This is a genomic window from Mixta tenebrionis, from assembly GCF_006517625.1.
Classification (GTDB): Bacteria; Pseudomonadota; Gammaproteobacteria; order Enterobacterales; family Enterobacteriaceae; genus Mixta; species Mixta tenebrionis.
Genome location: NZ_VHQI01000005.1, coordinates 180,461 through 205,720, shown reverse-complemented (window position 1 = coordinate 205,720; position 25,260 = coordinate 180,461). Strand labels below are relative to the sequence as shown.

Annotated in this window: 23 protein-coding genes; 19 read left to right on the top strand and 4 right to left on the bottom strand. The window is 58.5% G+C overall.

All coding sequences use genetic code 11. From position 1 onward, the window contains the following. The first annotated feature begins 162 nt into the window (after positions 1-162). The 5 genes from purL to glnB all read left to right on the top strand — a co-directional run bounded on the left by purL (position 163) and on the right by glnB (position 8,626). The gene (gene purL, locus FKM52_RS09975; protein ID WP_141176053.1) at positions 163-4,053 is read left to right on the top strand and encodes a phosphoribosylformylglycinamidine synthase; all 3,891 of its coding nucleotides are present in this window, start codon (positions 163-165) and stop codon (positions 4,051-4,053) included. A gap of 625 nt (positions 4,054-4,678) precedes the next feature. Next, positions 4,679-6,103: a sensor histidine kinase gene (locus FKM52_RS09970; protein WP_141176052.1), complete on the top strand. Its 1,425-nt coding sequence runs from the start codon at positions 4,679-4,681 to the stop codon at positions 6,101-6,103. A 5-nt stretch (positions 6,104-6,108) separates the two neighbouring features. Further along, complete coding sequence (gene qseG, locus FKM52_RS09965; RefSeq protein WP_141176051.1) at positions 6,109-6,819, top strand: two-component system QseEF-associated lipoprotein QseG; 711 nt, start codon at positions 6,109-6,111, stop codon at positions 6,817-6,819. Continuing rightward, positions 6,819-8,153 carry a two-component system response regulator GlrR gene (gene glrR, locus FKM52_RS09960; protein ID WP_141176050.1) on the top strand — a complete coding sequence of 445 codons (1,335 nt, stop codon included), beginning with the start codon at positions 6,819-6,821 and terminating at the stop codon, positions 8,151-8,153. The genes qseG and glrR overlap by 1 nt, the downstream gene beginning before the upstream one ends. 134 nt (positions 8,154-8,287) lie before the next feature. Continuing rightward, on the top strand, positions 8,288-8,626 hold the full coding sequence (glnB, locus tag FKM52_RS09955; RefSeq protein WP_038624670.1) for a nitrogen regulatory protein P-II: 339 nt from the start codon (positions 8,288-8,290) through the stop codon (positions 8,624-8,626). Between the two features lie 94 nt (positions 8,627-8,720). Here the strand turns inward: glnB and FKM52_RS09950 are convergent, their stop codons facing one another. Together FKM52_RS09950 and hmpA are read right to left on the bottom strand one after the other, a co-directional pair. Further along, positions 8,721-9,413: an aspartate/glutamate racemase family protein gene (locus FKM52_RS09950; RefSeq protein ID WP_141176049.1), complete on the bottom strand. Its 693-nt coding sequence runs from the start codon at positions 9,411-9,413 to the stop codon at positions 8,721-8,723. A 36-nt stretch (positions 9,414-9,449) separates the two neighbouring features. Then, positions 9,450-10,634 (bottom strand): NO-inducible flavohemoprotein, encoded by a 1,185-nt coding sequence (gene hmpA, locus FKM52_RS09945; RefSeq protein ID WP_244316912.1) that lies wholly within the window; start codon positions 10,632-10,634, stop codon positions 9,450-9,452. 323 nt (positions 10,635-10,957) lie between these two features. Between hmpA and glyA the strand changes: the two genes are divergently transcribed. Further along, positions 10,958-12,211 carry a serine hydroxymethyltransferase gene (glyA, locus tag FKM52_RS09940; protein ID WP_141176047.1) on the top strand — a complete coding sequence of 418 codons (1,254 nt, stop codon included), beginning with the start codon at positions 10,958-10,960 and terminating at the stop codon, positions 12,209-12,211. Positions 12,212-12,336: 125 nt separating this feature from the next. Continuing rightward, positions 12,337-13,497 carry a 3-phenylpropionate MFS transporter gene (locus FKM52_RS09935; RefSeq protein ID WP_141176046.1) on the top strand — a complete coding sequence of 387 codons (1,161 nt, stop codon included), beginning with the start codon at positions 12,337-12,339 and terminating at the stop codon, positions 13,495-13,497. Here the strand turns inward: FKM52_RS09935 and csiE are convergent. Continuing rightward, positions 13,480-14,748 (bottom strand): stationary phase inducible protein CsiE, encoded by a 1,269-nt coding sequence (gene csiE, locus FKM52_RS09930; protein ID WP_141176205.1) that lies wholly within the window; start codon positions 14,746-14,748, stop codon positions 13,480-13,482. The genes FKM52_RS09935 and csiE overlap by 18 nt on opposite strands. Positions 14,749-14,873: 125 nt before the next feature. Between csiE and FKM52_RS09925 the strand changes: the two genes are divergently transcribed. Together FKM52_RS09925 and FKM52_RS09920 are read left to right on the top strand one after the other, a co-directional pair. After that, complete coding sequence (locus FKM52_RS09925; protein ID WP_141176045.1) at positions 14,874-15,533, top strand: DUF1007 family protein; 660 nt, start codon at positions 14,874-14,876, stop codon at positions 15,531-15,533. Next, positions 15,524-16,522, top strand: a complete 999-nt coding sequence (locus FKM52_RS09920; RefSeq protein WP_141176044.1) for a nickel/cobalt transporter — start codon at positions 15,524-15,526, stop codon at positions 16,520-16,522. The genes FKM52_RS09925 and FKM52_RS09920 overlap by 10 nt, the downstream gene beginning before the upstream one ends. A 57-nt stretch (positions 16,523-16,579) precedes the next feature. Here the strand turns inward: FKM52_RS09920 and suhB are convergent, their stop codons facing one another. Continuing rightward, positions 16,580-17,383 carry an inositol-1-monophosphatase gene (suhB, locus tag FKM52_RS09915; protein ID WP_141176043.1) on the bottom strand — a complete coding sequence of 268 codons (804 nt, stop codon included), beginning with the start codon at positions 17,381-17,383 and terminating at the stop codon, positions 16,580-16,582. Between the two features lie 120 nt (positions 17,384-17,503). Between suhB and trmJ the strand changes: the two genes are divergently transcribed. The 10 genes from trmJ (at position 17,504) to pepB (ending at position 25,259) form a co-directional block, all read left to right on the top strand. Next, a complete protein-coding gene (gene trmJ, locus FKM52_RS09910; RefSeq protein ID WP_141176204.1) occupies positions 17,504-18,232 on the top strand; it encodes a tRNA (cytosine(32)/uridine(32)-2'-O)-methyltransferase TrmJ in 729 nt (242 codons plus the stop codon). 136 nt (positions 18,233-18,368) lie between these two features. Beyond that, complete coding sequence (gene iscR / locus FKM52_RS09905; RefSeq protein ID WP_141176042.1) at positions 18,369-18,866, top strand: Fe-S cluster assembly transcriptional regulator IscR; 498 nt, start codon at positions 18,369-18,371, stop codon at positions 18,864-18,866. Between the two features lie 37 nt (positions 18,867-18,903). Beyond that, positions 18,904-20,118 (top strand): IscS subfamily cysteine desulfurase, encoded by a 1,215-nt coding sequence (locus FKM52_RS09900; protein ID WP_141176041.1) that lies wholly within the window; start codon positions 18,904-18,906, stop codon positions 20,116-20,118. Positions 20,119-20,142: 24 nt separating this feature from the next. Then, positions 20,143-20,529, top strand: a complete 387-nt coding sequence (iscU, locus tag FKM52_RS09895; protein ID WP_141176040.1) for a Fe-S cluster assembly scaffold IscU — start codon at positions 20,143-20,145, stop codon at positions 20,527-20,529. Between the two features lie 10 nt (positions 20,530-20,539). Then, positions 20,540-20,863, top strand: coding sequence for an iron-sulfur cluster assembly protein IscA (gene iscA, locus FKM52_RS09890; RefSeq protein WP_141176039.1), 324 nt, complete (start codon positions 20,540-20,542; stop codon positions 20,861-20,863). Positions 20,864-20,944: 81 nt separating this feature from the next. Then, positions 20,945-21,463 carry a co-chaperone HscB gene (gene hscB, locus FKM52_RS09885; protein ID WP_141176038.1) on the top strand — a complete coding sequence of 173 codons (519 nt, stop codon included), beginning with the start codon at positions 20,945-20,947 and terminating at the stop codon, positions 21,461-21,463. Positions 21,464-21,477: 14 nt separating this feature from the next. Then, positions 21,478-23,328 (top strand): Fe-S protein assembly chaperone HscA, encoded by a 1,851-nt coding sequence (gene hscA, locus FKM52_RS09880; protein ID WP_141176037.1) that lies wholly within the window; start codon positions 21,478-21,480, stop codon positions 23,326-23,328. A 3-nt stretch (positions 23,329-23,331) separates the two neighbouring features. Next, positions 23,332-23,667: an ISC system 2Fe-2S type ferredoxin gene (fdx, locus tag FKM52_RS09875; RefSeq protein WP_141176036.1), complete on the top strand. Its 336-nt coding sequence runs from the start codon at positions 23,332-23,334 to the stop codon at positions 23,665-23,667. Between the two features lie 58 nt (positions 23,668-23,725). Next, positions 23,726-23,926: a Fe-S cluster assembly protein IscX gene (iscX, locus tag FKM52_RS09870; RefSeq protein ID WP_141176035.1), complete on the top strand. Its 201-nt coding sequence runs from the start codon at positions 23,726-23,728 to the stop codon at positions 23,924-23,926. Between the two features lie 46 nt (positions 23,927-23,972). Continuing rightward, complete coding sequence (pepB, locus tag FKM52_RS09865) at positions 23,973-25,259, top strand: aminopeptidase PepB (RefSeq protein ID WP_141176034.1); 1,287 nt, start codon at positions 23,973-23,975, stop codon at positions 25,257-25,259. Position 25,260: the final 1 nt, after the last annotated feature.

The window sequence follows — 25,260 nt, the reverse complement described above, 5'->3', positions numbered from 1 at the left end:
AACTCTAATAGCAGAAATTGCGCACTTTTCAGGCTATTTCGCAGGATGGAAATTTCCACGCAAACGGTTTCGTTAGGCGGGCCGTTTCTCTATAATATCGCCCGTTTTCCCTGTTGCGCCCAAAGAAGCGTCCTCCGGCGCTTCGAAGACGAGAGATCTTAAATGATGGAAATCCTGCGTGGTTCGCCCGCTCTGTCGGCATTTCGTGTAAACAAACTGCTGGCCCGTTTTCAGGACGCTCACCTGCCGGTGAGTGATATTTACGCCGAGTACGTCCATTTCGCCGATGTCAGCGCGCCGCTGAATGCGGAGGAGAAATCCCGCCTGCAGCGCCTGCTGAAATATGGCCCCTCTCTCGCCGAACATACTCCGCAGGGGCGTTTGCTGCTGGTTACGCCCCGGCCGGGCACTATCTCTCCCTGGTCTTCCAAAGCGACCGATATCGCCCATAACTGCGATCTGCCGCAGGTACGTCGTCTGGAGCGCGGGCTGGCGTTCTATATTCAGGCGCCGCAGCTTAGCGAAGCGCAGTGGGCGCAGCTGGCCGCGCTGTTGCACGATCGCATGATGGAAAGCGTCTTCAGCGATCTGGCCGAGGCGGAAAAACTGTTCGCCCGCCATCAGCCGCAGCCGCTGCAAAGCGTCGATATCCTGACGCGGGGGCGTAGCGCGCTGGAAGAGGCGAACCGGAAGCTGGGTCTGGCGCTGGCGGATGATGAGATCGATTACCTGCTGGCGGCGTTTAACCAACTGGGGCGCAACCCGAACGATATTGAGCTGTATATGTTCGCCCAGGCGAATTCGGAGCACTGCCGTCATAAAATCTTTAACGCCGACTGGGTGATCGATGGCGTAGCGCAGCCCAAATCGCTGTTTAAGATGATTAAAAATACCTTTGCGCAGACGCCGGATTACGTGCTGTCCGCCTATAAAGATAACGCGGCGGTAATGGAAGGTTCTGAAGTGGGGCGCTTCTATGCGGATGCACCGCAGGGCGTCTACGACTTCCATCAGGAAACTGCCCATATTCTGATGAAGGTGGAAACCCACAACCACCCGACGGCGATCTCGCCGTGGCCGGGCGCGGCCACCGGCTCCGGCGGCGAAATCCGCGATGAAGGGGCAACCGGACGCGGCGCGAAGCCGAAAGCGGGGCTGGTGGGCTTCTCCGTCTCCAACCTGCGCATTCCCGGCTTCGAACAGCCGTGGGAAGAGGATTTCGGCAAGCCGGAGCGCATCGTCAGCGCGCTGGATATTATGACCGACGGCCCGCTGGGCGGCGCGGCGTTCAACAACGAATTTGGCCGCCCGGCGCTGAACGGCTATTTCCGTACCTATGAAGAGCGCGTCAGCAGCCATAACGGCAGCGAGCTGCGCGGCTACCATAAGCCGATTATGCTGGCGGGCGGCATCGGCAATATTCGCGCCGATCACGTACAAAAAGGCGAAATCAGCGTCGGCGCGCAGCTGATTGTGCTGGGCGGCCCGGCGATGAATATCGGCCTCGGCGGCGGCGCGGCTTCCTCTATGACCTCTGGTCAGTCCGATGCCGATCTCGATTTCGCCTCGGTGCAGCGTGATAATCCAGAGATGGAACGGCGCTGCCAGGAGGTGATCGATCGCTGCTGGCAGCTGGGCGAAGATAACCCGATTCTGTTTATTCATGACGTGGGCGCCGGCGGGCTGTCGAACGCCATGCCGGAGCTGGTAAGCGACGGCGGCCGCGGCGGCCGTTTCAACCTGCGCGACATTCTGAGCGATGAGCCGGGCATGAGTCCGCTGGAAGTCTGGTGTAACGAATCGCAGGAGCGCTATGTACTGGCAGTCGCGCCGGATAAGCTGGAGTTGTTTGCCAGCCTTTGCCAGCGCGAGCGCGCGCCCTGGGCGGTGATTGGCGAGGCGACGGAAGAACAGCATCTGACGCTTTCCGACAGCCACTTCGCTAACCAGCCGATTGATATGCCGCTCGACGTACTGCTGGGCAAAACGCCGAAGATGACCCGCGACGTGCGTCGCCAGCAGGCGCAGGGCGCGCCGCTGCAGCGTGACGGTATCACGCTGGCGGAAGCGGTAAAGCGCGTGCTGCATCTGCCGACCGTAGCGGAAAAAACCTTTCTGATCACCATTGGCGACCGTAGCGTAACCGGCATGGTGGCGCGCGATCAGATGGTGGGGCCGTGGCAGGTGCCGGTAGCTAACTGCGCCGTGACCACCGCCAGCCTTGACAGCTATCATGGCGAAGCGTTCGCCATCGGCGAACGTGCGCCAGTGGCGCTGCTGGATTTCGCCGCCTCGGCGCGCCTGGCGGTAGGCGAGGCGCTGACTAACCTGGCGGCAACCGATATCGGCGCGCTACAGCGCGTTAAACTTTCCGCTAACTGGATGGCTGCGGCGGGTCATCCGGGCGAAGATGCAGGTCTGTATGAGGCGGTTAAAGCGGTAGGCGAAGAGCTATGCCCGGCGCTGGGGCTGGCTATTCCGGTGGGTAAAGATTCCATGTCGATGAAAACCCGCTGGCGGCAAGGCAACGAGCAGCGTGAAATTACCGCGCCGCTGTCGCTGGTGATCACCGCCTTTGCGCGCGTGGAAGATGTGCGTCGCACTATCACGCCGCAGCTACTGGCGGATCGGCAGAATGCGCTGCTGCTGATCGATCTGGGCAAAGGGCATAATGCGCTCGGCGCTACCGCGCTGGCGCAGGTGTTTCGTCAGCTGGGCGATAAGCCTGCCGATGTGCGCGACGTACAGCAGCTGGCGGGCTTCTTTAACGCCATGCAGGCGCTGGTGAAGGCGGGTAAACTGCTGGCTTATCATGACCGTTCCGACGGCGGCCTGCTGGTAACCCTGGCGGAGATGGCGTTCGCCGGGCACTGCGGCATCGACGCGGATATCGCCGCGCTGGGCGCGGATCCGCTGGCGGCGCTGTTCAATGAAGAGCTGGGCGCGGTGATCCAGGTAGCGGCGGAAGATCGCAGCGCCGTGGAGGCGCTGCTCGGCGAGCATGGGCTGAGCGACTGCGTACACTACCTTGGCCAGGCGCTGCCGGGCGATCGCTTTACGCTGCGCGCGGGCGAAAAGGCTGTCTACAGCGAAAGCCGCACCACGCTGCGCGTCTGGTGGGCGGAAACGACCTGGCAGATGCAGCGCCTGCGCGATAACCCGGCGTGCGCCGACAGCGAACATGAAGCGAAAAAAGCGGATAACGATCCGGGCCTCAATGTCCAGCTGACCTTTACTCCTGAAGAGGATGTCGCCGCGCCCTTTATCGCCCGTGGCGCACGCCCCAAAGTGGCGGTGCTGCGCGAACAGGGGGTTAACTCCCACGTTGAGATGGCGGCGGCTTTCCATCGCGCCGGTTTTGATGCGGTAGATGTGCATATGAGCGATCTGCTGGCCGGACGTATCGGACTGGAGCAGATGCAGGCGCTGGTGGCCTGCGGCGGCTTCTCCTACGGCGACGTGCTGGGCGCAGGCGAAGGCTGGGCGAAATCGATTCTCTTCAACAGCCGCGTGCGCGACCAGTTCGAAACCTTCTTCCATCGTCCGCAAACGCTGGCGCTGGGCGTGTGTAACGGCTGTCAGATGATGTCCAACCTGCGCGAACTGATTCCGGGCAGCGACCTGTGGCCGCGCTTTGTACGCAACCAGTCTGAGCGTTTTGAAGCGCGCTTTAGTCTGGTTGAGGTGGCCGCCAGCCCGTCGCTGCTGCTGGAGGGCATGGCGGGATCGCGTATGCCGATCGCAGTCTCGCACGGCGAAGGCTTTGTGGAAGTGCGCGACGGCGCGCATCTGGCGGCGCTGGAGGCAAAAGGGGTAGTGGCGCTGCGCTATGTGGACAACTACGGCAAGGTGACGGAGCGCTATCCGGCCAACCCGAACGGTTCGCCGAACGGTATTACCGCCGTCACCAGCGAAAATGGGCGGGTGACGATTATGATGCCGCATCCTGAGCGAGTGTTCCGTACCGTCAGCAACTCGTGGCATCCGGCGGAGTGGGGCGAAGACGGCCCGTGGATGCGTCTGTTCCGCAACGCGCGTAAGCAGCTGGGCTAACCCCGTTTACGCGAAGCGTAATGGCATAATCGCTGTATCTGAACACGCACCGGCTTCCGGTGCGTTTTTTTGTAGTGAAATTACGACAGTGACGGGAAGCGGGTGTCGCTAAATGGAGACATTTAACCATTTGATAATTAGACGATATATCAGGAGCCGTGAATGGCGTTGCCGTTTGACGACATATTTCGCCGCCGTATGAGTTTTTTTACCCTGTGCGATGCGCTAAAAATAAAAAAATTACCTTAAATTAACAGGTTATATGATTATTTTCAAATTGGCACACTATTTGCTATTATAACCGCAGTGGCTCATTCACCTGTTTATGACAGCCCTGCTTACGCGGTCAAGCGCTTCATAAAATCCCCGAATGACGCACAAAACGGTGCCTGTCGTCCACGTACCGATAACAGCTCAGCGAGCTTTATCAAACACCGGGCGCAACGTTGAGTTAGGCACCACCTATTCCTGATGCGATGGTAAACCGTCGCGTTTAAAACGGCAGGGCTTCGGCTCTGCCGTTTTGCTTTCTCTCTTATTCTTTCACCGGTTCTTCTTTTATCGGACTTTCCTCCCGCCTCGTTGTCCGCTAGCATCATCCCCACTCAGGAAAAGGATAATATGCGTGAAAAACTGGCGATTTTTTCCCCGCTCCCTGCGCCAGCTGGTGCTGATGGCTTTCTTGCTGGTGCTGTTGCCGCTGCTGGTGCTGGCATGGCAGGCCTGGGAAAGCCTTTCGGCGCTGAGCCAGCAGGCGGCGGATACTAACCGCACCACTCTGACCGACGTGCGCCGCAGCGAGGCGATGGCGCGCACCGCGCTGGAGCTGGAGCGTAGCTATCGTCAGTATTGCGTGCTTGGCGATCCAATGCTGGCGCGGCTTTATCAGACGCAGCGTACGCGCTATTTGCAGATGCTGGACGCGCATGCGCAGGTGCTGCCCGACCTGCGCCAGTGGCAAAGTCTGCGTCAGGCGCTGGCCCAGCTGGAACAGCCGCACTGCATGAACAGCAATCCCATCAGCGCGGCGGCGGCGAGCCTGGAACAATTTTCCAGCGCCAATACCGCGATGCTGCAGGCGACGCGTGAATCCGCCTTTTCACGCGGGCTACAGCTGCAAAGGGAGATTGCCGAACGCGGTCAGTTTTTCGGCTGGCAGGCGCTGCTGCTGTTTATGGTGACGCTGGCGCTGGTGCTGCTGTTTACCGGCATGATTATCGGCCCGGTTAAAGGGGTGGAACGAATGATTAACCGGCTTGGCGAAGGGAAGCCGCTGGGGAAAATGGTAAGCTTTAAGGGGCCGCGCGAGATCCGCGCCCTGGGGCAGCGTATATTATGGCTCAGTGAACGCCTGGCGTGGCTGGAATCGCAGCGCCATGAATTTTTGCGCCATATTTCTCACGAGCTGAAGACGCCGCTGGCCAGCATGCGTGAAGGAACCGAGCTGCTGGCGGACGAGGTGGCGGGTCCGCTGACCGCCGATCAAAAAGAGGTGGTCAGCATTCTCGACGGCAGCAGCCGCCATTTACAGCGGCTGATTGAACAGCTGCTGGACTACAACCGCAAGCTGGCCGACAGTCCGCAGACGCTGGAAACGGTAGATTTACAGGAGATTGTACGCAGCGTGGTGGATGCGCATGCGCTGCCGGCGCGGGCCAAGCATATGCACACCGTGCTTGATCTGCAGGTTACCCGCTGTCGCGCCGAGCCGGTGCTGTTGACGCGGGTGATTGATAATCTCTATTCCAACGCGGTCTATTACGGCGGAGAATCCGCTACCATCTGGCTGCGCAGCCAGCTGCACGGCGATCGCATCTGGATTGACGTGGCGAACACCGGTACGCCGATCCCGGAAGCGGAGCAGGCGATGATTTTTGAGCCGTTTTTCCAGGGCAGTCAGCAGCGCAAAGGCGCGGTAAAAGGCAGCGGGCTGGGGCTAAGCATTGCTAAAGATTGCCTGCGACGCATGCAGGGCGATCTGCGCCTTATTACAATGGAAGGAGCGGATGTCTGCTTCCGTATTGAACTTAATCTGAGCGTCGGGAAATAATCGCGATGATAATCTCTACTTTTTCTGTCGCACAACGCGTTGGTCGCGGGCTGATGTTGCTTTCCGCGCTGCTGATCGGCGCCTGTCAGTCGCCGACGCGCAGCGTTCTGCCGCGTCAGGCGGCTGCGCTTCCGGAACCGGAGATCAAACTGATTGATTATCTGGCGGTGGACTGCGAGCGCGTCTGGCAAATTGATGACGATAAAAGTATAAAAAATCCGCTTTACTGGCTGCGCGCGATGGACTGCGCCGCGCGGCTGTCGCCGGTTACGGCGCGTGCGGAGGCGCGTAACTGGCCGCCCACCCGCTGGCAAAACAGCTTTAAGCAGGGCATTCTGCTGGACAATGCCAGGGTAACGCCGGTAGAGCGGCGCAAATATGTCGCCCGGCTCGATGGCTTCAGCGTCGATTTTCCCGCCTCGGTACGGCCTTTGCTGCAGCTCTGGCGCGCTAATCAGGCGGCCCAGCTCAATTTATCGGAAACGCGTACGCGCTATCATCACCTGCAGCAGACCAGCGACAGCCAGCTGGATGCGCTGCGCCAGAAGCAGGGCAGGCTGACGCATGAGCTGGCGGAGACGCGCCGTAAGCTGGCGACGCTGACCGATATCGAGCGTCAGCTCTCCTCGCGTAAGTCATCAGACGTTTCCGATGGCAGTCACGGCGATGCCCTGGCGCCGTCCGCTGAGAACAATAATCAAAAAGAGGCGCAATAATGCCACGTAACTCTGCCCGTCTGCTGCTGGTTGATGACGATCCCGCGCTGCTGAAGCTGCTGGGAATGCGCTTAACCAGCGAAGGATTTCAGATAACCACCGCCGACAGCGGGCCGACGGCGCTGCGCCAGCTCAGCAAAGAAAAAGTTGATCTGGTGATTAGCGATTTGCGTATGGATGAAATGGATGGTCTGGCGCTGTTTGGTGAAATTCAGCGGCTCCATCCCGGCCTGCCGGTCATTATCCTGACGGCGCACGGCTCTATTCCTGAAGCGGTTTCCGCCACCCGTCAGGGCGTGTTCAGTTTTCTGACCAAGCCGGTGGATCGCGATGCGTTGTATAAGGCGATCGACGAGGCGCTGGCGCACAGCGCCCCGGCCAGCGACGATGCCTGGCGCGGCGCGATCGTTACCCGCAGCCCGCTTATGCAGCGGCTGCTGGAGCAGGCGCATATGGTGGCGCAGTCGGACGTCAGCGTATTGATTAACGGGCAGAGCGGCACCGGCAAAGAGGTGCTGGCTAAAGCGATTCATGCCGCCAGCCCGCGCGCCAGCAAGCCGTTTATCGCCATTAACTGCGGCGCGCTGCCGGAGCAGCTGCTGGAATCGGAGCTATTCGGGCATGCCAGAGGCGCCTTCACCGGCGCGGTCAGCGCGCGCGAAGGGCTGTTTCAGGCGGCGGAAGGCGGCACGCTGTTTCTGGATGAAATCGGCGATATGCCGACAACGCTGCAGGTAAAGCTGCTGCGCGTATTGCAGGAGCGTAAGGTGCGACCGCTGGGCAGCAACCGCGATCTGGATATTAATGTGCGTATCCTTTCCGCCACCCACCGCGATTTGCCGAAGGCGATGGAAAAACAGGAGTTTCGCGAGGATCTGTTTTACCGCCTGAACGTGGTCAGCCTGAAAATTCCGGCGCTGCAGGAGCGCGCAGAGGATATTCCGCTGCTGGCGAATCATCTGCTGCGCCAGTCGGCCGAGCGCCATAAGCCTTTTGTGCGCAGCTTCTCAACCGATGCGATGAAGCGCCTGATGGCGGCCAGCTGGCCCGGCAACGTGCGTCAGCTGGTAAACGTGATTGAGCAGTGCGTGGCGCTGACCTCCACGCCGGTTATTGGCGAGGCGTTGGTAGAGCAGGCGCTGGCCGGAGAAAATACCGCGCTGCCGACCTTCGCCGAGGCGCGCAATCAGTTTGAGCTGAACTATCTGCGCAAGCTGCTGCAGATGACCAAAGGCAACGTAACCAACGCCGCACGGCTGGCAGGGCGCAATCGCACGGAGTTTTATAAGCTGCTGGCGCGTCACGAGCTGGATGCCAACGATTTTAAAGAGTAGTTTTTACTGCCGCCTGCGCCGCCAGATATGGTAGCTTAGCCGGCGAAAAGACAGGACATACTTCGCTGGCTGTCCATCGTACGTATACTGAGTATTACCCGTCCGGCCACGGAGGGAGAGAAAAAGGGTTCGTTATGAAAAAGATTGACGCAATTATCAAACCGTTCAAGCTCGATGATGTCCGTGAAGCGCTGGCTGAAGTCGGCATTACCGGTATGACCGTGACCGAGGTAAAGGGCTTTGGCCGCCAGAAAGGGCATACGGAACTCTACCGCGGCGCTGAGTATATGGTCGATTTTTTACCGAAGGTAAAAATTGAGATCGTGGTGGCTGACGATATCGTCGATACCTGCGTTGATACCATCATGCAGACCGCGCAGACCGGTAAAATCGGCGACGGTAAAATCTTTGTCTATGATGTGGCGCGCGTGGTGCGTATTCGTACCGGCGAAGAGGACGAAGAGGCGATCTGACTCTCGGCGCGACGCAGTCCCGGCGGCAGGAGCGACCTGCCGGTTTGTTGCGTGCTATGCGCGACGCAGAGCCAACATATGGCGGCAGGGCGTTTTACGCCAGCGCCAGCGCAACGGCGGCTTCGGCATGTAGCCGGGTGGTGTCGAACAGCGGCACCGCCGCATCCTGTTGATCGATCAGCAGCGTAATTTCGGTACAGCCCATAACTATCGCCTCGGCGCCGCGCGCGACCAGTCCGGCAATCACCGCGCGATATTTTTCGCGCGAGGCGGGATGAATGTGACCGAGGCAAAGTTCCTGATAGATAATGTGGTGAACGGTTTCGCGCCCGGCCTCATCCGGCACCAACACCTCAATGCCGAACTGCTGCTCCAGGCGCGCCCGGTAAAAAGCCTGCTCCATCGTGAAGCGGGTGCCTAACAGGCCGACTTTGCTTATTCCCGCCGCTTTCACCGCCTCCGCCGTGGCATCGGCAATATGCAGCAGCGGAAGCGAGGTCGCCGCGCTGATTTCAGGCGCGACTTTATGCATGGTATTGGTACAAAGCACGAGAAAATCAGCGCCGGCGGCCTGCAGCGCGCGTGCGGCATCAGCGAGCAGCGCGGCAGCCTGCCGCCACTCTCCGGCCGCCTGTAAACGCTCTATTTCATAAAAATCCACGCTGTACATCACCAGCCTGGCGGAATGCAAACCGCCGAGCTGCGCCTGTACGCCTTCGTTAATTATTTTGTAATAGAGCGCGGTTGACTCCCAGCTCATTCCGCCCAGCAATCCAATGGTTTTCATGCTTCGCCCGTGCAACAGTTGTTCAGGCTGAACAGTTTAAACCACTTTATGCGGACCAAACACCTCATAGTGGATATGCTGGTTTGGCACGCCCGCATCCAGCAGCTGACGGGCGATAAACTGCATAAAACCTATCGGCCCGCAGAGATAGAATTGGCGATGCTTATCGCCCAGTTCATCGGCAAAAACCGAAAGATCCATCAGGCCCTGCGCGTTAAAGCGTCCGGCATCTTCGGTGCGCGGGTGGCTGTACCAGACATAGCTTTTGAAATGCGGCAGCTGCGCGCCGGTTTGCGCCACTTCGTCGGCAAAAGCCTGACGTGAGCCGTTATCCGCCGCATGCAGCCAGGTAACCGGCGCCGGATGTTTCTCCGCCGCCAGCCCATGCAGCATCGCCAGCATCGGCGTCAGCCCTACGCCGGCAGAGATCAGCGTAACCGGCATCTCAGGCGTTACCTGCAGGAAAAAATCACCGGCGGGCGCCGCCAGGTTAACGATATCGCCCACTTTCGCCTTCGCATGCAGCCAGCCGGAAACGGTGCCGAGCGGTTCATGTTTTACCGCGATGCGATAGTCATGGCCGTTCGGCGCCTGGGTCAGCGAATACTGGCGAATCTCATGATTAGCGAATTCAGCATCCTGTACGTGTACGCCCAGATACTGTCCCGGATGAAAAGCGGCTACCGGTTTACCGTCGACCGGCGTCAGGGTAAAACTTTTAATGACTTCGCTCTGTTGTTGAATCGCGCTAATGCGGAAAGGGCGCACGCCGCGCCAGCCGCCCGGCTGCGCTTCATGCTCATGGTAAATCGCCTCTTCGCGCTGGATAAAGACGTTCGCCAGGACGCCATACGCCTGCGCCCAGGCTTCCAGCACCTCATTGCCCGGATGAAGCATCTCATCGATCGTCGCCAGCAGATGTTTACCAACGATTTGATACTGCTCAGGTTTTACCGAGAAGCTGGTGTGCTTCTGAGCTATGCGCTCCACCGCAGGCAGCAGCGCCTCCAGGTTTTCAATATTGGCGCCGTAGGCGCAGATGGCGTCAAACAGCGCCTGCCGCTGGGCGCCGTTGCGCTGGTTGCTCATATTAAATACATCTTTCATTTCCGGGTTATAAGTAAACATCCGGTCATAGAATTTAGCGGTCAGGGCTGGGCCGGTTTCGGCGATGGCGGGCAGGGTGGATTTAACGATAGCGATAGTCTGGGCATCAAGCATGGTGAATCTCCAGTAATAAGAATATAACATGCATATTATTTGCATGTTAACCGTTGCGCTTAACGGTTGTAAATAACCTTATAAGACTAAAGGGCGTTACGGTTAATAATAATGAATAAACTGCAAGTTTGCGTTGAACAAATTTCGCGTTCAGCGGGTGCGATTTATTGCCGGTAAAACCTTGTCAGCGCTTAAGCCAATCGTTTGCGTAAAAAGCCGTGTCCGCCCCTATGCTTCAGCCGGTAAAAGGGTTTACACTGTGGGCCTTCGCCCGTCAGGGCAACTATAGTGCCGTTAAAAGTTAGCTGAGTCAGGAGATGCGGATGTTAAAGCGAGAGATGAACATTGCCGATTATGATGCCGAGTTGTGGCAGGCGATGGAGCAAGAAAAAGTGCGTCAGGAAGAGCACATTGAGCTGATTGCTTCGGAAAACTACACCAGCCCGCGCGTCATGCAGGCGCAAGGTTCACAGCTGACCAATAAATATGCCGAAGGCTATCCGGGCAAACGCTACTACGGCGGCTGCGAATATGTGGATATCGTTGAGCAGCTGGCGATCGATCGCGCGAAGGCGCTGTTCGGCGCCGATTACGCTAACGTCCAGCCGCACTCTGGTTCCCAGGCTAACTTTGCGGTCTATACCGCGCTGCTGCAGCCGGGCGACACCATTCTGGGTATGAATCTCGCTCACGGCGGGCACCTGACGCACGGATCGCCGGTCAACCTCTCCGGCAAGCTGTATAACGTGGTGCCTTACGGCATCGACGAAACCGGCCAGATTAACTATGACGAACTCGCTTCGCTGGCGCAGCAGCATCAGCCGAAAATGATCGTCGGCGGCTTCTCCGCTTATTCCGGCATCTGCGACTGGGCGAAAATGCGCGAAATCGCCGATAGCGTCGGCGCTTATCTGTTTGTTGATATGGCGCACGTGGCGGGCCTGATCGCCGCTGGCGTTTATCCGAACCCGGTTCCGCATGCGCATATCGTCACCACTACCACCCATAAAACGCTGGCTGGCCCGCGCGGCGGCCTGATTCTGGCGCAGGGCGGCGATGAAGAGCTCTACAAAAAACTGAACTCTGCCGTTTTCCCCGGCGGTCAGGGCGGCCCGCTGATGCACGTTATCGCCGGTAAGGCGGTCGCGCTGAAAGAGGCGATGGAGCCGGAGTTTAAAGTTTACCAGCAGCAGGTGGCGAAAAACGCTAAGGCGATGGTGGAAGTCTTCCTGGAGCGCGGCTACAAAGTAGTTTCCGGCGGCACCCATAACCACCTGTTTCTGCTGGATTTGGTAGATAAAAACCTCACCGGTAAAGAAGCGGATGCGGCGCTGGGGCGCGCCAATATTACCGTCAACAAAAACAGTGTGCCGAACGATCCGAAAAGCCCGTTTGTTACCTCCGGTATCCGCATCGGTACGCCTGCGGTTACCCGTCGCGGCTTTAAAGAAGCGGAAGTGCGTGAGCTGGCCGGCTGGATTGTCGACGTGCTCGACAATATTCATGACGAAGCCAATATCAAACGCGTGCAGCAGAAAGTGCTGGAAATTTGCGCGCGTTTCCCGGTTTACGCCTGATTTATCCCTGCGGTTAAACCTGCGCCCCGTTCGGTGAACGGGGCGTTTTTTTATCTGTCCGGCGCAGAAAAATTGCTTATCTTTTACGGATTTGTTAAACCAGTCGCCTTATTGTCGGGGGAACTATGACGATCCGTTCAACTTACTGGCTGGCACTCGGCTACTTCACTTACTTTTTTTGTTATGGCGTCTATCTGCCGTTCTGGGCGGTATGGCTGAAAGGCACCGGCCTGGACGCGGAAAAAATTGGCCTGCTGCTGGGGGCAGGGATGATCGCCCGCTTCGTCGGCAGCTTGCTGATCGCCTCGCGCGTGCGCGATCCTTCCCAGCTGGTTATGGCGCTGCGCCTGCTGGCGTTGCTGACCCTGCTGTGCGCCGCCGGATTCTGGCTGGGGCAGCAGTGGCTGTGGCTGCTGCTGGTAATGATCGGCTTTAACCTGTTTTTCTCGCCGCTGGTGCCGCTAAGCGATGCGCTGGCCGCCACCTGGACCCGGCAGATCGCGCTGCCCTACGGGCCGGTCAGGCTGTGGGGATCGCTGGCGTTTGTTATCAGCTCGGCATTAACCGGCATGCTGGTCAGCGCCTGGGATAGCCAGGCGGTGCTGGCGCTGCTGAGCGCGGGACTCATATTGATGCTGGGCGGTATGCTGCTGCGTCCGGCGGTAATGCCGCTGGGCGATGCGCGTGAAACGCCGAGCGCCGGATGGGCGGAGTGGCGAGCGATGCTGCGGGAAAGCAGCGTCTGGCGCTTTTTACTGTGCGTAACGCTGATGCAGGGCGCTCATGCCGCCTATTACGGTTTCAGCGCTATCTGGTGGCAGCAGGCGGGCTACTCCGCCAGCGTGGTGGGCTATCTCTGGTCGCTGGGCGTGGTGGCGGAAATTATCGTTTTCGCGCTCAGCAACCGGCTGTTTCGCCGCTGGGGCGCTCGCGATCTGCTGCTGCTCTCCGGTATCTGCGCGCTGGCGCGCTGGTGCATAATGGCCGGCACCACGCAGCTGCCGTGGCTGATTGTCGCGCAAATTCTGCACTGCGGCAGTTTTACCGTTTGTCATCTGGCCGCGATGCGTTTTATCGCCGCGCGCCAGGGCGGCGAGGTAATTCGCCTGCAGTCGGTTTACTCCGCGCTGGCGATGGGCGGCGGCATCGCGGTAATGACCATGGTGTGCGGCGTACTGTTCGTTCCGCTGCAGGGCGGCATTTTCTGGGTGATGGCGCTGCTGGTGCTGCCTGCGCTGTTTTTACGCCCGCGCGTGCGGCCCGCCGCGTCAGGACTCCAGCAGTAGCCGGATGCGCTGCTGCTGCTGCATGCTTAACGGCGGCTCGACGTGGATAAGCGGCGGCGAATAGAGCGGCAGCGGGGTGGCGTAGGGGGAAATCACCAGCGTCACCCCTTTTGGCGCGCCGTCGCGCTGAAAGTCGTCGATCGACAGATATTTAATATTCAGCGGCAGCAGCGTCAGTTCGCGCAGCGCCTCCTCCAGCTCCTGCTCGCGCGCCCGGTTTTCCCCGGTTAACAACAGCACCTGCTTTTCCTGCAGGGCGCTCTCCTGCATTAACCATGCGCCGAAAATCACGGCAATCAGCCCCATCTCTTCGGCAGAAAAGCGGATGTCATAGTGATGTTCAAAGGGTTCGATTGCGGCGTGGGTGGTACGCAGCAGTCGCGGATAGAGGCGTATCACTTCCTGCGACAGGCTGTTATCGATGCCGACGGCGAAGTGGCAGCGATCCAGCGCCTGCGCCAGATGGGTATAAAGCTGACTGCACAGGCCGCGCTCATCGCTGAAGCGCAGCCCTGACAGCGACTGAAAACGCGCCATCAGCAGTCGGGTTTGCTGCATCAGCTGCTGCTCCCACGGCTGATGCAGTCGTCCGGCGGAAGGCGCGTGGATCATGCTGAACAGCAGGGTATAGAAATCGATCTCGCTGGCGTCGGGCGTAATGCGGCAGCGACGCCGCCAGTGCTGAATTACCGCCTGCGCCGCCAGCCGCTCGGCTTTATGTTCCAGCCAGCGCTTCTGCTGCGGGGTAAAGGCGGCAAGGCGCGTATGGCAGAGCGAATACTGCATAAACAGCTGTAGAAACAGACGATCGCGCGGACTAAAATCGCGCTGCAGATGCCCGGCGCAGTGTTGGATCAACGCCTGCAGATTGCGCTCGTCATACAATAGCTTTTCGATGCGGCGCGTTTGCAGATGCTGGCGCAGCGCCGGCGTAAAGGTATTTTCGATAAAAACCGGAGAAACGCGCAGCGCGCGACGCAGCCAGTGCAGCAGGCACAGGCGCCGATCCAGTTCGTCGCCCTGCAGCAGCAGGCTGCCATCCTGCCGTTGATGAATGCCAAGGCGATGATAACGCTGGATTTCTTCATCAACCTCCGCTATATCTTGCCGGGCCAGAGCCAGGTCCACGCCGTTCAGGCGGCAGAGGCTATCCAGAGTCAGCAAGGGATCGGGCAGATAAAGCATCAGCAGGAGATGACAACGACGCTGGGAACGAGAGAAGAGTGGTGCCGCGGATGTAGCAGAACTCATCATATATTTTCCGGTCAGTCATACCAAAAATAAGCATAGCCAACCGCAATGACGACAGGCGAGCGCTGGCACTTTTTTATCCAGATGTTAACCTGGCTCACAAAATAGCCGAACGGGAATCATGAATGTCAGTGAAATCGTTAACTTATAAGTGCGGCAAGCGTATCAGCTGGGGCGTAATCGCCCTGTTTTTATCGCCTTTTGCCTGGTCTCACCCGCACAGCTTTATCAGTTTGCAAACCACGCCGGTGGTCGATCAACAAAGGTTAACCGGCCTGCAAATGATCTGGACCATGGATGAAATAACCTCTGCCGATCTGCTTTACGATGCCGGCAACGCGGCGCCCGATTCGCCGGTGTGGAAAAAGCTGGCGGCGGAGGTGATGGCGAACGTGCTGGCGCAGCACTACTTCACTGAGTTTCGTCATCAGGGCAAAGCGGTAAAATTTACCAATCTGCCGCCGGCTTACCAGCTGTCGCGCAACGGCGCTAAAGCGGTACTGACCTTTATCCTGCCGCTGGCGCAGCCGCAGCTGCTGACGGGCCAGACCTATACTTTCAGCACTTTCGATCCCACCTATTATGTCGATATGACCTGGCCGGATGAGCAGGCGCTGAGCCTGCCGGATGAGCTGAAAGAAAAGTGCAGGCTGTCGCTGCATACGCCGCAGCCGGATGCCGCGCTGAAGGATTTCGCCCTGTCGCTGGATAAGGCTGATGCGCCCCCGGAGGATATGGATCTTGGCCGCCAGTTCGCACAGACGGTGACGCTCGTATGTCAGTAGAAGGAGTGCAAACCTCGCGCGCCGGCTGGAAAAGCCTCTGGCCGCTGTGGGCGCTGCTGGTGCTGTTGCTGGCTGGCGCCGGCGCCGTCTGGTGGTACTGGCCGCAGCTGTTATGGCACAGCGTCAACTGGCAGCGCAGCTTACATCAGGAGCTGGTAGGTATTCTGCAGCGCGTGGCCGAACAGCCGCGTCAGGCGGGAATAGCGCTGCTCGGCTTTAGCCTGCTGTACGGCATCCTGCATGCGCTGGGGCCGGGACATGGCAAAGTGGTGATCGCGACCTTTCTGGCTACGCATCCCACGCGGCTGAAAACCAGCCTGCAGCTAACGCTGGCGGCGGCGGTAGTTCAGGGATTGGTCGCAGTCGCCCTGGTTACCCTGATGCTGGTGGTTCTGCAAACCACTTCACGCCAGCTGCACCTCAGCAGCTTCTGGCTGGAGAAAGGCAGCTACCTGCTGGTGATCGGACTGGGCGGCTGGCTTTGCTGGCGCGCGCTGCGCCAGCTGATGCGTTTGCGTCCGGCTGACGGCGCCGCGCCGCCTGGTTATCAGCTGCATTCGGCAGGACATCAACATCACGCTCACTGCGGCTGCGGCCATCAGCACCTGCCCGATAACCGGCAGCTGGCGCGCGCAACCGGCTGGAAAACCTCGCTGCTGCTGGTGCTGTCGATGGGAATGCGCCCCTGCTCCGGCGCCATTATGATGCTGCTGTTTGCGCGCGTGATTGGCGTTTATGGCTGGGGCGTAGCGAGCGCGCTGGCGATGGCGTTGGGCACCGCGCTGACGGTTTCGGCGATGGCGCTGCTGGTGCAAAGCTCGCGCGCGCTGGCGCTGCGCTTAAATCGTCGGGCGGCGCCTGCGCTCTGGCAGCGGGTGGCGCTGCACAGCCTGGCGCTGGCGGGCGGCACGCTGCTGATGGTCGGCGGCGTCATTTTATGGCTCAGCGCCCAGCCGGTCGTTTCCGGCGGCCTGCGCGCGCTGGGATAGCGGCGAAAAAAATGCCGCGCCTCCCGCTGGAAGGCGCGGCATTATAGCTGCCGGTAATTAACGCTTCAGCGCGTCGCTCAGCTCGTCACGCATAGCGGCCAACAGCGCTTTAACCACGCGCGGATTGCCGGATACCAGGTTGCCGGAGTGCATAAAGCCGTGGCCGCCGGTAAAATCGGTCACCAGCGCGCCGGCTTCACGGGCAATCAGCTCGCCGGCGGCAAAATCCCACGGCTTCAGGCCGATCTCAAAATAGCCGTCCACGCGTCCGGCGGCGACATAGCAGAGATCGAGCGCGGCGGAGCCGGTACGGCGGAAATCGGCGCACTGGGTAAAGAGCTTGCCAACCAATTTCATATAGGTAGCGGCGTGCTGTTTCTGTTTGAACGGGAAGCCGGTCGCCAGAATGGTGCCGTCCAGATCGCGCGCATTGCTGCCGCGCAGGCGATAGCCGTTCAGCTGCGCGCCCTGACCGCGTACGGCGGTAAAGAGTTCGTTGCGCATCGGATCGTAAACCACCGCAACTTCGGTGCGGCCTTTAACCCGAACGGCGATGGAAACGGCAAAGTGCGGCAGACGTTTAATAAAGTTGGTGGTGCCATCCAGCGGATCGATAATCCATTGTACATCCTGGTCTTCTGCCGACAGCTCGCCACTCTCTTCGCCGATAATGGTGTGCTGCGGATAAGATTTGCGAATCACCTCAATAATCAGGCGCTCGGCGTCGCGGTCAACATTGGTCACGAAATCGTTGCTGCCTTTTTGGCTGGCTTCAACGGCGTCTGGAGTTTCGTAATTCTTGGCAATTAAGTTGCCGGCCTTGCGCGCAGCGCGCACGGCGATGTTGAGCATCGGATGCATCAGTATCTCTCGCTGGATGTTAAAGAACGGGGAAAACGGCGCGGAGTATAGCAGGGGGATCGGAAAATGTCCTGCATTTATGTTAGCATGCACGAATTATCTCACAGACTGTCGGGTCGTATGCTGCAAAATATTCGTATCGTGCTGGTGGAAACTTCTCACACCGGTAATATGGGCTCCGTCGCCCGCGCGATGAAAACCATGGGGCTGACCAATCTCTATCTGGTTAATCCGCTGGTTAAGCCTGATTCCCAGGCAATCTCTCTGGCCGCCGGCGCCAGCGATGTGATTGGCGCGGCGAAAATTGTCGATTCGCTGGATGAGGCGATTGCCGGCTGTAGTCTGGTAGTTGGCACCAGCGCTCGCTCGCGCACCCTGCCGTGGCCGATGCTCGACGCGCGCGAATGCGGCGTGAAATGCGTGGAAGAGGGCATGCAGGCGCCGGTAGCTATTGTGTTTGGCCGCGAGCGCGTTGGCCTGACCAATGACGAGCTGCAAAAGTGCCATTATCACGTCGCTATTCCCGCCAACCCGGATTACAGCTCGCTTAATCTGGCAATGGCGGTGCAGATCCTGGCTTATGAAGTGCGTATGGCGTTCCTGCAAAGCGATCGCGCCGAACAGCCGCAGTATGAAGAAAGTCCGTATCCGCTGGTAGACGATCTGGAGCGCTTCTATCAGCATCTTGAACAGATGATGATCGGCAGCGGTTTTATTCGTCAGGCCAATCCGGGCCAGGTAATGAGCAAGCTGCGCCGCCTTTACACGCGCGCGCGCCCGGAGCGGGATGAGCTGAATATTTTACGCGGGATGCTGTCATCTTTTGAGAAAAAGCGCGGCAGCGATTAAGCCGTCAGGTAATGCGTAACGGTAATACTTGAGTGTTTTACCTGGTTAAATAGTTGACCAAAACACTCAGGAATGTCAGACTTGCAGCCAACACAAGACAAATCCGATTAGCGGATATATCACAGGGTCGCAAGCTATGAGACTGACATCAAAAGGCCGTTACGCCGTTACCGCGATGCTCGATGTTGCACTGCACTCACATGAAGGGCCGGTGCCGCTGGCTGATATCTCAGAGCGCCAGGGTATCTCGCTTTCTTATCTTGAGCAGCTGTTTTCCCGCCTGCGTAAAAATGGCCTGGTTGCCAGCGTGCGCGGGCCGGGCGGTGGATATTTGCTGGGTAAAAGCGCTGCTGAGATCGCCGTTGGCGCGGTGATTACCGCCGTTGACGAGTCGGTAGATGCGACGCGCTGCCAGGGGAAAGAGGGCTGTCAGGGCGGCGATCGCTGTCTGACGCACGTGCTCTGGCATGACCTGAGCGAGCGCATTAGTGATTTCCTTAACAACATTACGCTGGCCGAGCTGGTAAATAATAAAGAGATCCTGGATATCGCAGACCGTCAAAATAATGAAACGCGCCGGATGGCGACGACCGGTCGCTCGCAGGACACCATCAATATTAATCTGCGGGCCTGATATTTAGATTTGAAGCGATGTACGGAGCTTAAGAGCAATGAAATTACCGATTTATCTGGATTATTCCGCCACGACGCCAGCCGATCCGCGCGTGGCGGAAAAAATGATGCAGTATCTTACCCTGGACGGGACATTCGGTAACCCCGCCTCACGTTCGCACCGTTTTGGCTGGCAGTCTGAAGAGGCGGTCGATATCGCTCGTAATCAGATCGCCGAGCTGGTTGGCGCCGATCCGCGTGAAATCGTCTTTACCTCTGGCGCGACGGAAGCGGACAACCTGGCGATTAAAGGCGCAGCCCAGTTCTATCAGAAAAAGGGCAAGCACATTATTACCAGCAAAACCGAGCATAAAGCGGTGCTGGACACCTGCCGTCAGCTGGAACGCGAAGGCTTTGACGTCACCTACCTGGCGCCGCAGAGCAACGGCATCATCGATTTAAACGAGCTGGAAGCGGCGATGCGTGACGACACCATCCTCGTATCCATCATGCACGTTAACAACGAAATCGGCGTGGTGCAGGATATCGCGACTATCGGCGAAATGTGCCGCGCGCGCGGTATCATCTACCACGTTGACGCCACCCAGAGCGTAGGCAAGCTGCCGATCGATCTCAGCCAGCTGAAAGTTGATCTGATGTCCTTCTCCGCGCACAAAATTTATGGCCCGAAAGGGATCGGCGCGCTTTATGTTCGACGCAAACCGCGTATTCGTCTGGAAGCGCAGATCCACGGCGGCGGCCACGAGCGCGGTATGCGTTCAGGTACGCTGCCGGTACACCAGATTGTCGGCATGGGCGAAGCCTACCGTATCGCTAAAGAAGAGATGGCTGGCGAAATGGCCCGCCTGCGTATGCTGCGCAACCGCCTGTGGGACGGCCTGAAAGATCTCGAAGAGGTTTACCTCAACGGCGATCTGGAGCAGGGCGCGCCGAACATCCTCAACGTCAGCTTTAACTATGTTGAGGGCGAATCGCTGATTATGGCGCTGAAAGACCTGGCGGTTTCCTCCGGCTCCGCCTGTACCTCCGCCAGCCTGGAACCTTCTTACGTACTGCGCGCGCTGGGCATGAGCGACGAACTGGCGCACAGTTCCATTCGCTTCTCCCTCGGCCGCTTTACCACCGAAGAAGAGATTGATTACACCATCGCACTGGTGCGTAAATCCATTGGCCGACTGCGCGAACTTTCTCCTCTGTGGGAAATGTTTAAAGCGGGCGTGGATATCAACAGCATCGAATGGGCGCATCATTAATTTCAGGTTTCAGGAGAACAGATCATGGCTTACAGCGAAAAAGTAATCGATCATTACGAAAATCCACGCAACGTCGGCTCATTCGATAATAATGACGCCTCCGTCGGCAGCGGCATGGTCGGCGCGCCGGCCTGCGGCGACGTGATGAAACTGCAGATTAAGGTTAGCGACAGCGGCATTATTGAAGACGCGCGTTTTAAAACCTACGGCTGTGGTTCCGCCATCGCCTCCAGCTCCCTGATTACCGAGTGGGTAAAGGGTAAATCGCTGGATGAAGCGGCCGCGATCAAAAACACTCAGATCGCTGAAGAGCTGGAATTGCCGCCGGTGAAAATTCACTGTTCGATTCTGGCGGAAGATGCGATCAAGGCCGCGATTGCGGATTACAAGAGCAAAAAAGACGTCCAGTAAGGGGGAAATTATGTCTATTACCCTGAGTGAAAGCGCCGCGACGCGCGTCAGCAACTTTCTGCATAACCGCGGCAAAGGCTTTGGCCTGCGCCTTGGCGTTCGCACCTCCGGCTGCTCCGGTATGGCTTACGTGCTGGAATTTGTCGATGCGCCTCAGCCGGAAGACACTGTCTTCGCGGACAAAGGCGTTAACGTGGTTATCGATCCGAAAAGCCTGATTTACCTCGACGGCACCGAGCTTGATTTCGTCAAAGAAGGCCTGAACGAAGGCTTTAAGTTCAATAATCCGAATATGAAAGACGAATGCGGCTGCGGCGAAAGCTTTAACGTATAACGCGATCGCAGTAGCAGGTTAATCGCTCCGTTCACGGAGCGATTCTTTTTACGCGCTCTTCTGGGATTAACCGAGTCTGCTATGGATTACTTCACCCTCTTTGGCCTGCCGCAATCCTTCGATATTGATGCAGCCCAGCTTACCGCCCGTTTTCAGGAGCTGCAGCGTCAGTTCCATCCCGATCGTTTCGCTCTGCAGCCGGAGCCGGAGCGCCTGTGCGCGCTGCAGCAGGCCGCCACCATCAATCAGGGTTATCAGGCGCTGCGCCAGCCGCTGTCGCGCGCCGAATATCTGCTGACGCTGCACGGTTTCGATATCAATAACGAACAGCACACTATGCGCGATACCGCTTTTCTGATGGAGCAGCTGGAGCTGCGTGAAGAGCTGGATGCGATTGAAAGCGCGTCTGATGCTGAAGCAAAGCTACAAAAATTTATTCAGCGTCTCGACGCGATGCAGCAGCAGCGTAGTCAGCAGATGCGACAGGAGCTGGCCGCATCGCAGTGGGAAGCGGCGGCGGATACGGTGCGCAAGCTGCGTTTTCTTGTTAAGTTGCGCAACCAGACAGAAGAACTGGAAGAGAAGCTGCTTGATTTTTAATCGGGAAAATAATTATGGCGTTATTACAAATTAGCGAGCCGGGCCTTAGCGCCGCGCCGCATCAACGTCGTTTGGCCGTTGGCATCGATCTGGGCACTACCAACTCTTTAGTCGCTACCGTGCGCAGCGGCCAGGCAGAAACCCTGCCCGATGCGCAGGGTCGTCATCTTTTACCCTCAGTGGTGCATTATCAGGCGCAGCAGAGCTCCGTTGGATGGCAGGCGCGCCAGCAGGCGGCGGCCGATCCGGTCAATACCATCAGTTCGGTTAAGCGACTGATGGGGCGCTCGCTTACCGATATTCAACAGCGCTATCCCCACCTTCCTTATCGGCTGCGTCCCAGTGAAAACGGTCTGCCGCTGATCGAAACCGCCGCAGGAACCGTTAACCCGGTGCGCGTATCAGGCGATATTTTACAGGCGCTGGCGGCGCGCGCGCGCGAAAGCCTGCAGGGCGAGCTGGACGGCGTAGTGATCACCGTTCCCGCCTATTTCGATGATGCTCAGCGTCAGGGAACGCGCGATGCCGCACGCCTGGCCGGTCTGCATGTGCTGCGTCTGCTGAATGAGCCGACGGCGGCGGCCATTGCCTATGGCCTGGATTCGGGTCAGGAAGGGGTGATTGCCGTTTACGATCTGGGCGGCGGCACCTTTGATATCTCCGTACTGCGCCTGAGCCGCGGCGTTTTTGAGGTACTGGCGACCGGCGGCGACTCAGCGCTGGGCGGCGACGACTTCGATCATCTGCTGGCTGACTGGCTGCGTGAGCAGGCTGGATTGCCGCAGCATGGCGATCATGGCGTACAGCGTCAGCTGCTGGATTGCGCTATTGCCGCCAAGATTGCGCTGAGCGATAGCGACAGCGTTACGGTAACGCTGGGCGACTGGCAGGGCGTGGTCACGCGCGCCGACTTTGAACAGCTTATCGCCGGCCTGGTCAAACGCACGCTGCTGGCCTGCCGCCGCGCGCTGAAAGACGCCGGCGTGACGCCGGAAGAGGTGCTGGAAGTGGTGATGGTCGGCGGTTCTACGCGCGTGCCGCTGGTGCGCGAAAAAGTCGGCGAGTTTTTTGGCCGCCAGCCGTTAACTACCATCGATCCTGATAAAGTGGTGGCGATCGGCGCCGCCATTCAGGCGGATATCCTTGTCGGTAATAAACCCGACAGCGAAATGCTGCTGCTGGACGTCATTCCGCTCTCGCTGGGGCTGGAAACTATGGGCGGGCTGGTTGAAAAGGTTATTCCGCGTAATACCACGATTCCGGTAGCGCGCGCCCAGGACTTCACTACCTTTAAAGATGGTCAGACGGCGATGAGCATCCACGTACTGCAGGGCGAGCGTGAAATGGTCGCCGACAGTCGTTCGCTGGCGCGCTTTACGCTGCGCGGCATTCCGCCGCTGCCCGCGGGCGGCGCGCATATTCGCGTAACTTTCCAGGTGGATGCCGATGGCCTGCTGAGCGTGACGGCGATGGAAAAATCGACCGGCGTCGAAGCCTCGATCCAGGTCAAACCTTCTTACGGGCTGACGGAAAGCGAAATCGCCAGCATGATCACCGATTCGATGGACTATGCGCAGCAGGACGTCGCGGCGCGCAAGCTGGCGGAACAGAAGGTGGAAGGCTTGCGCGTGCTGGAAAGCCTTGAGGGCGCGCTGGCGGAAGATGCCGCGCTGTTGAACGCGGAAGAGCTGCAAAGCATACAACAGGCGCAGCGCCAGCTGCAGGACGCCATTCGCGGCGATGAGGCTAACACCATCAGCGCGGCGGTAAAACAACTTGATAAAGTAACCCAGGATTTTGCCGCCCGTCGTATGGACAACTCTGTTCGTCGCGCGCTGGCCGGGCATTCTGTGGATGAGGTTTGATTAATGCCTAAAATTGTCTTTTTACCCCATCATGATCTGCTGCCGGAAGGCGGCGTATTTGATGCCGAGCAGGGCGAAACCATTCTTGACGTTGCGCTGCGCAACGGCATTGAGCTGGAGCACGCCTGCGAAAAATCATGCGCCTGCACCACCTGCCACTGTATCGTGCGTGAAGGTTTTGACTCGCTGCCGGAAAGCAGCGAGGATGAAGATGATATGTTGGATAAGGCCTGGGGGCTGGAGCCGGAAAGCCGTCTCAGCTGCCAGGCGCGGGTAACGGATGAAGATCTGGTTGTGGAGATCCCACGCTATACCATCAATCACGCTCGCGAGCATTAATTACATTGACAGCGGGCCGGCCCTGAAAAGCCGGCCCGTTTTTGTCTGAGGGAAAAAGATGGGACTGAAATGGTCTGACAGCCGTGAAATCGGCGAAGCTTTGTATGATGCTTATCCGGATACCGATCCAAAAACGGTGCGCTTTACCGACATGCACCGCTGGATCTGTGAGCTTGAGGATTTTGACGATAATCCTGAGGCCTCCAGCGAAAAGATCCTTGAAGCGATCCTGCTGGTATGGCTGGATGAATTTGCATAATCCGTCAGGTTTATTTCCGTTCAGATAACGATAAAGGATCAGGTTAATGGCGACTGAAAAAATGAATATTCTACTGGCGCAAACGCCAGCGGAGGCTCGCTGGGGCGAAAATGCCATCCTCAGCAGCGGCGAAGAAGGCATGACGATTCATCTGACCGGCAACGATGTTCTGGCAACCATCCAGCGCGCGGCACGTAAAATCGACGGTCAGGGTATTCGTCAGGTGGTACTCAGCGGCGACGGCTGGGATCTGGAAAACAGCTGGGCCTTCTGGCAGGGCTATCGCGGCCCGAAGGGTAAACGCAGCGTGGAGTGGGCGCCGCTTGGCGATGACGATCGCGCCGAGCTGGAGCGACGTCTGAGCATTATTGACTGGGTGCGTGATGTGATTAACCAGCCTGCCGAAGAGCTGGGCCCGGAACAGCTGGCGCGCCGCGCGGTCGACCTTATCAGCAAATATGCCGGCGACGCGGTCAGCTACCGCATCACCAAAGGCGAAGATTTGCGCGAACAGAACTATACGGGGCTGCATACCGTTGGGCGCGGATCTTCTCGCAGCCCGGTGCTGCTGGCGCTGGATTACAATCCCGGCGGCGATGAAAATACGCCGGTTTACGCCTGCCTGGTAGGGAAAGGCATCACTTTCGATAGCGGCGGCTACAGCCTGAAGCCCAGCGGCTTTATGGATTCCATGAAATCAGATATGGGCGGCGCCGCTACCGTTACCGGCGCGCTGGGGCTGGCAATTGCGCGCGGGTTGAATAAGCGCGTCAAACTTTACCTCTGCTGCGCTGACAATATGGTCAGCGGCAACGCTTTCCGCCTGGGCGATATTATCCGCTATCGCAACGGAAAAACCGTTGAGGTGATGAATACCGATGCCGAAGGGCGTCTGGTGCTGGCGGATGGCCTGATTGACGCCAGCCAGCAGCAGCCGCAGCTGTTAATCGACGCTGCCACTCTGACCGGCGCCGCCAAAACCGCGCTGGGCAACGACTATCATGCGCTGTTCACCTTTGACGATGCGCTGGCACAGCAGCTGCTCAGCAGCGCCGCCAGCGAAAACGAAGCCTTCTGGCGCTTGCCGCTGGCGGAATTCCATCGCAATCACCTTTCTTCTAATTTTGCTGACTTAAACAATATCGCCGGCGCGGCGCACACCGCGGGCGCCAGTACCGCAGCCGCCTTTCTGTCGCATTTCGTCAGCGATTATCAGCATGGCTGGCTGCATATCGACTGCTCAGCAACCTATCGTAAGGGCGCCGTTGAGCAATGGTCTGCGGGCGCGACCGGTCTGGGCGTACGCACTATCGCCAACCTTCTGCTGAAATAAG

Coding starts and splice junctions, on each gene's coding strand:
- purL (WP_141176053.1), top strand. CDS start 163: ATGATGGAAATCCTGCGTGGTTCGCCCGCTCTGTCGGCATTTCGTGTA.
- qseG (WP_141176051.1), top strand. CDS start 6,109: ATGATAATCTCTACTTTTTCTGTCGCACAACGCGTTGGTCGCGGGCTG.
- glrR (WP_141176050.1), top strand. CDS start 6,819: ATGCCACGTAACTCTGCCCGTCTGCTGCTGGTTGATGACGATCCCGCG.
- glnB (WP_038624670.1), top strand. CDS start 8,288: ATGAAAAAGATTGACGCAATTATCAAACCGTTCAAGCTCGATGATGTC.
- FKM52_RS09950 (WP_141176049.1), bottom strand. CDS start 9,413: ATGAAAACCATTGGATTGCTGGGCGGAATGAGCTGGGAGTCAACCGCG.
- hmpA (WP_244316912.1), bottom strand. CDS start 10,634: ATGCTTGATGCCCAGACTATCGCTATCGTTAAATCCACCCTGCCCGCC.
- glyA (WP_141176047.1), top strand. CDS start 10,958: ATGTTAAAGCGAGAGATGAACATTGCCGATTATGATGCCGAGTTGTGG.
- FKM52_RS09935 (WP_141176046.1), top strand. CDS start 12,337: ATGACGATCCGTTCAACTTACTGGCTGGCACTCGGCTACTTCACTTAC.
- csiE (WP_141176205.1), bottom strand. CDS start 14,748: ATGAGTTCTGCTACATCCGCGGCACCACTCTTCTCTCGTTCCCAGCGT.
- FKM52_RS09925 (WP_141176045.1), top strand. CDS start 14,874: ATGTCAGTGAAATCGTTAACTTATAAGTGCGGCAAGCGTATCAGCTGG.
- FKM52_RS09920 (WP_141176044.1), top strand. CDS start 15,524: ATGTCAGTAGAAGGAGTGCAAACCTCGCGCGCCGGCTGGAAAAGCCTC.
- suhB (WP_141176043.1), bottom strand. CDS start 17,383: ATGCATCCGATGCTCAACATCGCCGTGCGCGCTGCGCGCAAGGCCGGC.
- trmJ (WP_141176204.1), top strand. CDS start 17,504: ATGCTGCAAAATATTCGTATCGTGCTGGTGGAAACTTCTCACACCGGT.
- iscR (WP_141176042.1), top strand. CDS start 18,369: ATGAGACTGACATCAAAAGGCCGTTACGCCGTTACCGCGATGCTCGAT.
- FKM52_RS09900 (WP_141176041.1), top strand. CDS start 18,904: ATGAAATTACCGATTTATCTGGATTATTCCGCCACGACGCCAGCCGAT.
- iscU (WP_141176040.1), top strand. CDS start 20,143: ATGGCTTACAGCGAAAAAGTAATCGATCATTACGAAAATCCACGCAAC.
- iscA (WP_141176039.1), top strand. CDS start 20,540: ATGTCTATTACCCTGAGTGAAAGCGCCGCGACGCGCGTCAGCAACTTT.
- hscB (WP_141176038.1), top strand. CDS start 20,945: ATGGATTACTTCACCCTCTTTGGCCTGCCGCAATCCTTCGATATTGAT.
- hscA (WP_141176037.1), top strand. CDS start 21,478: ATGGCGTTATTACAAATTAGCGAGCCGGGCCTTAGCGCCGCGCCGCAT.
- fdx (WP_141176036.1), top strand. CDS start 23,332: ATGCCTAAAATTGTCTTTTTACCCCATCATGATCTGCTGCCGGAAGGC.
- iscX (WP_141176035.1), top strand. CDS start 23,726: ATGGGACTGAAATGGTCTGACAGCCGTGAAATCGGCGAAGCTTTGTAT.
- pepB (WP_141176034.1), top strand. CDS start 23,973: ATGGCGACTGAAAAAATGAATATTCTACTGGCGCAAACGCCAGCGGAG.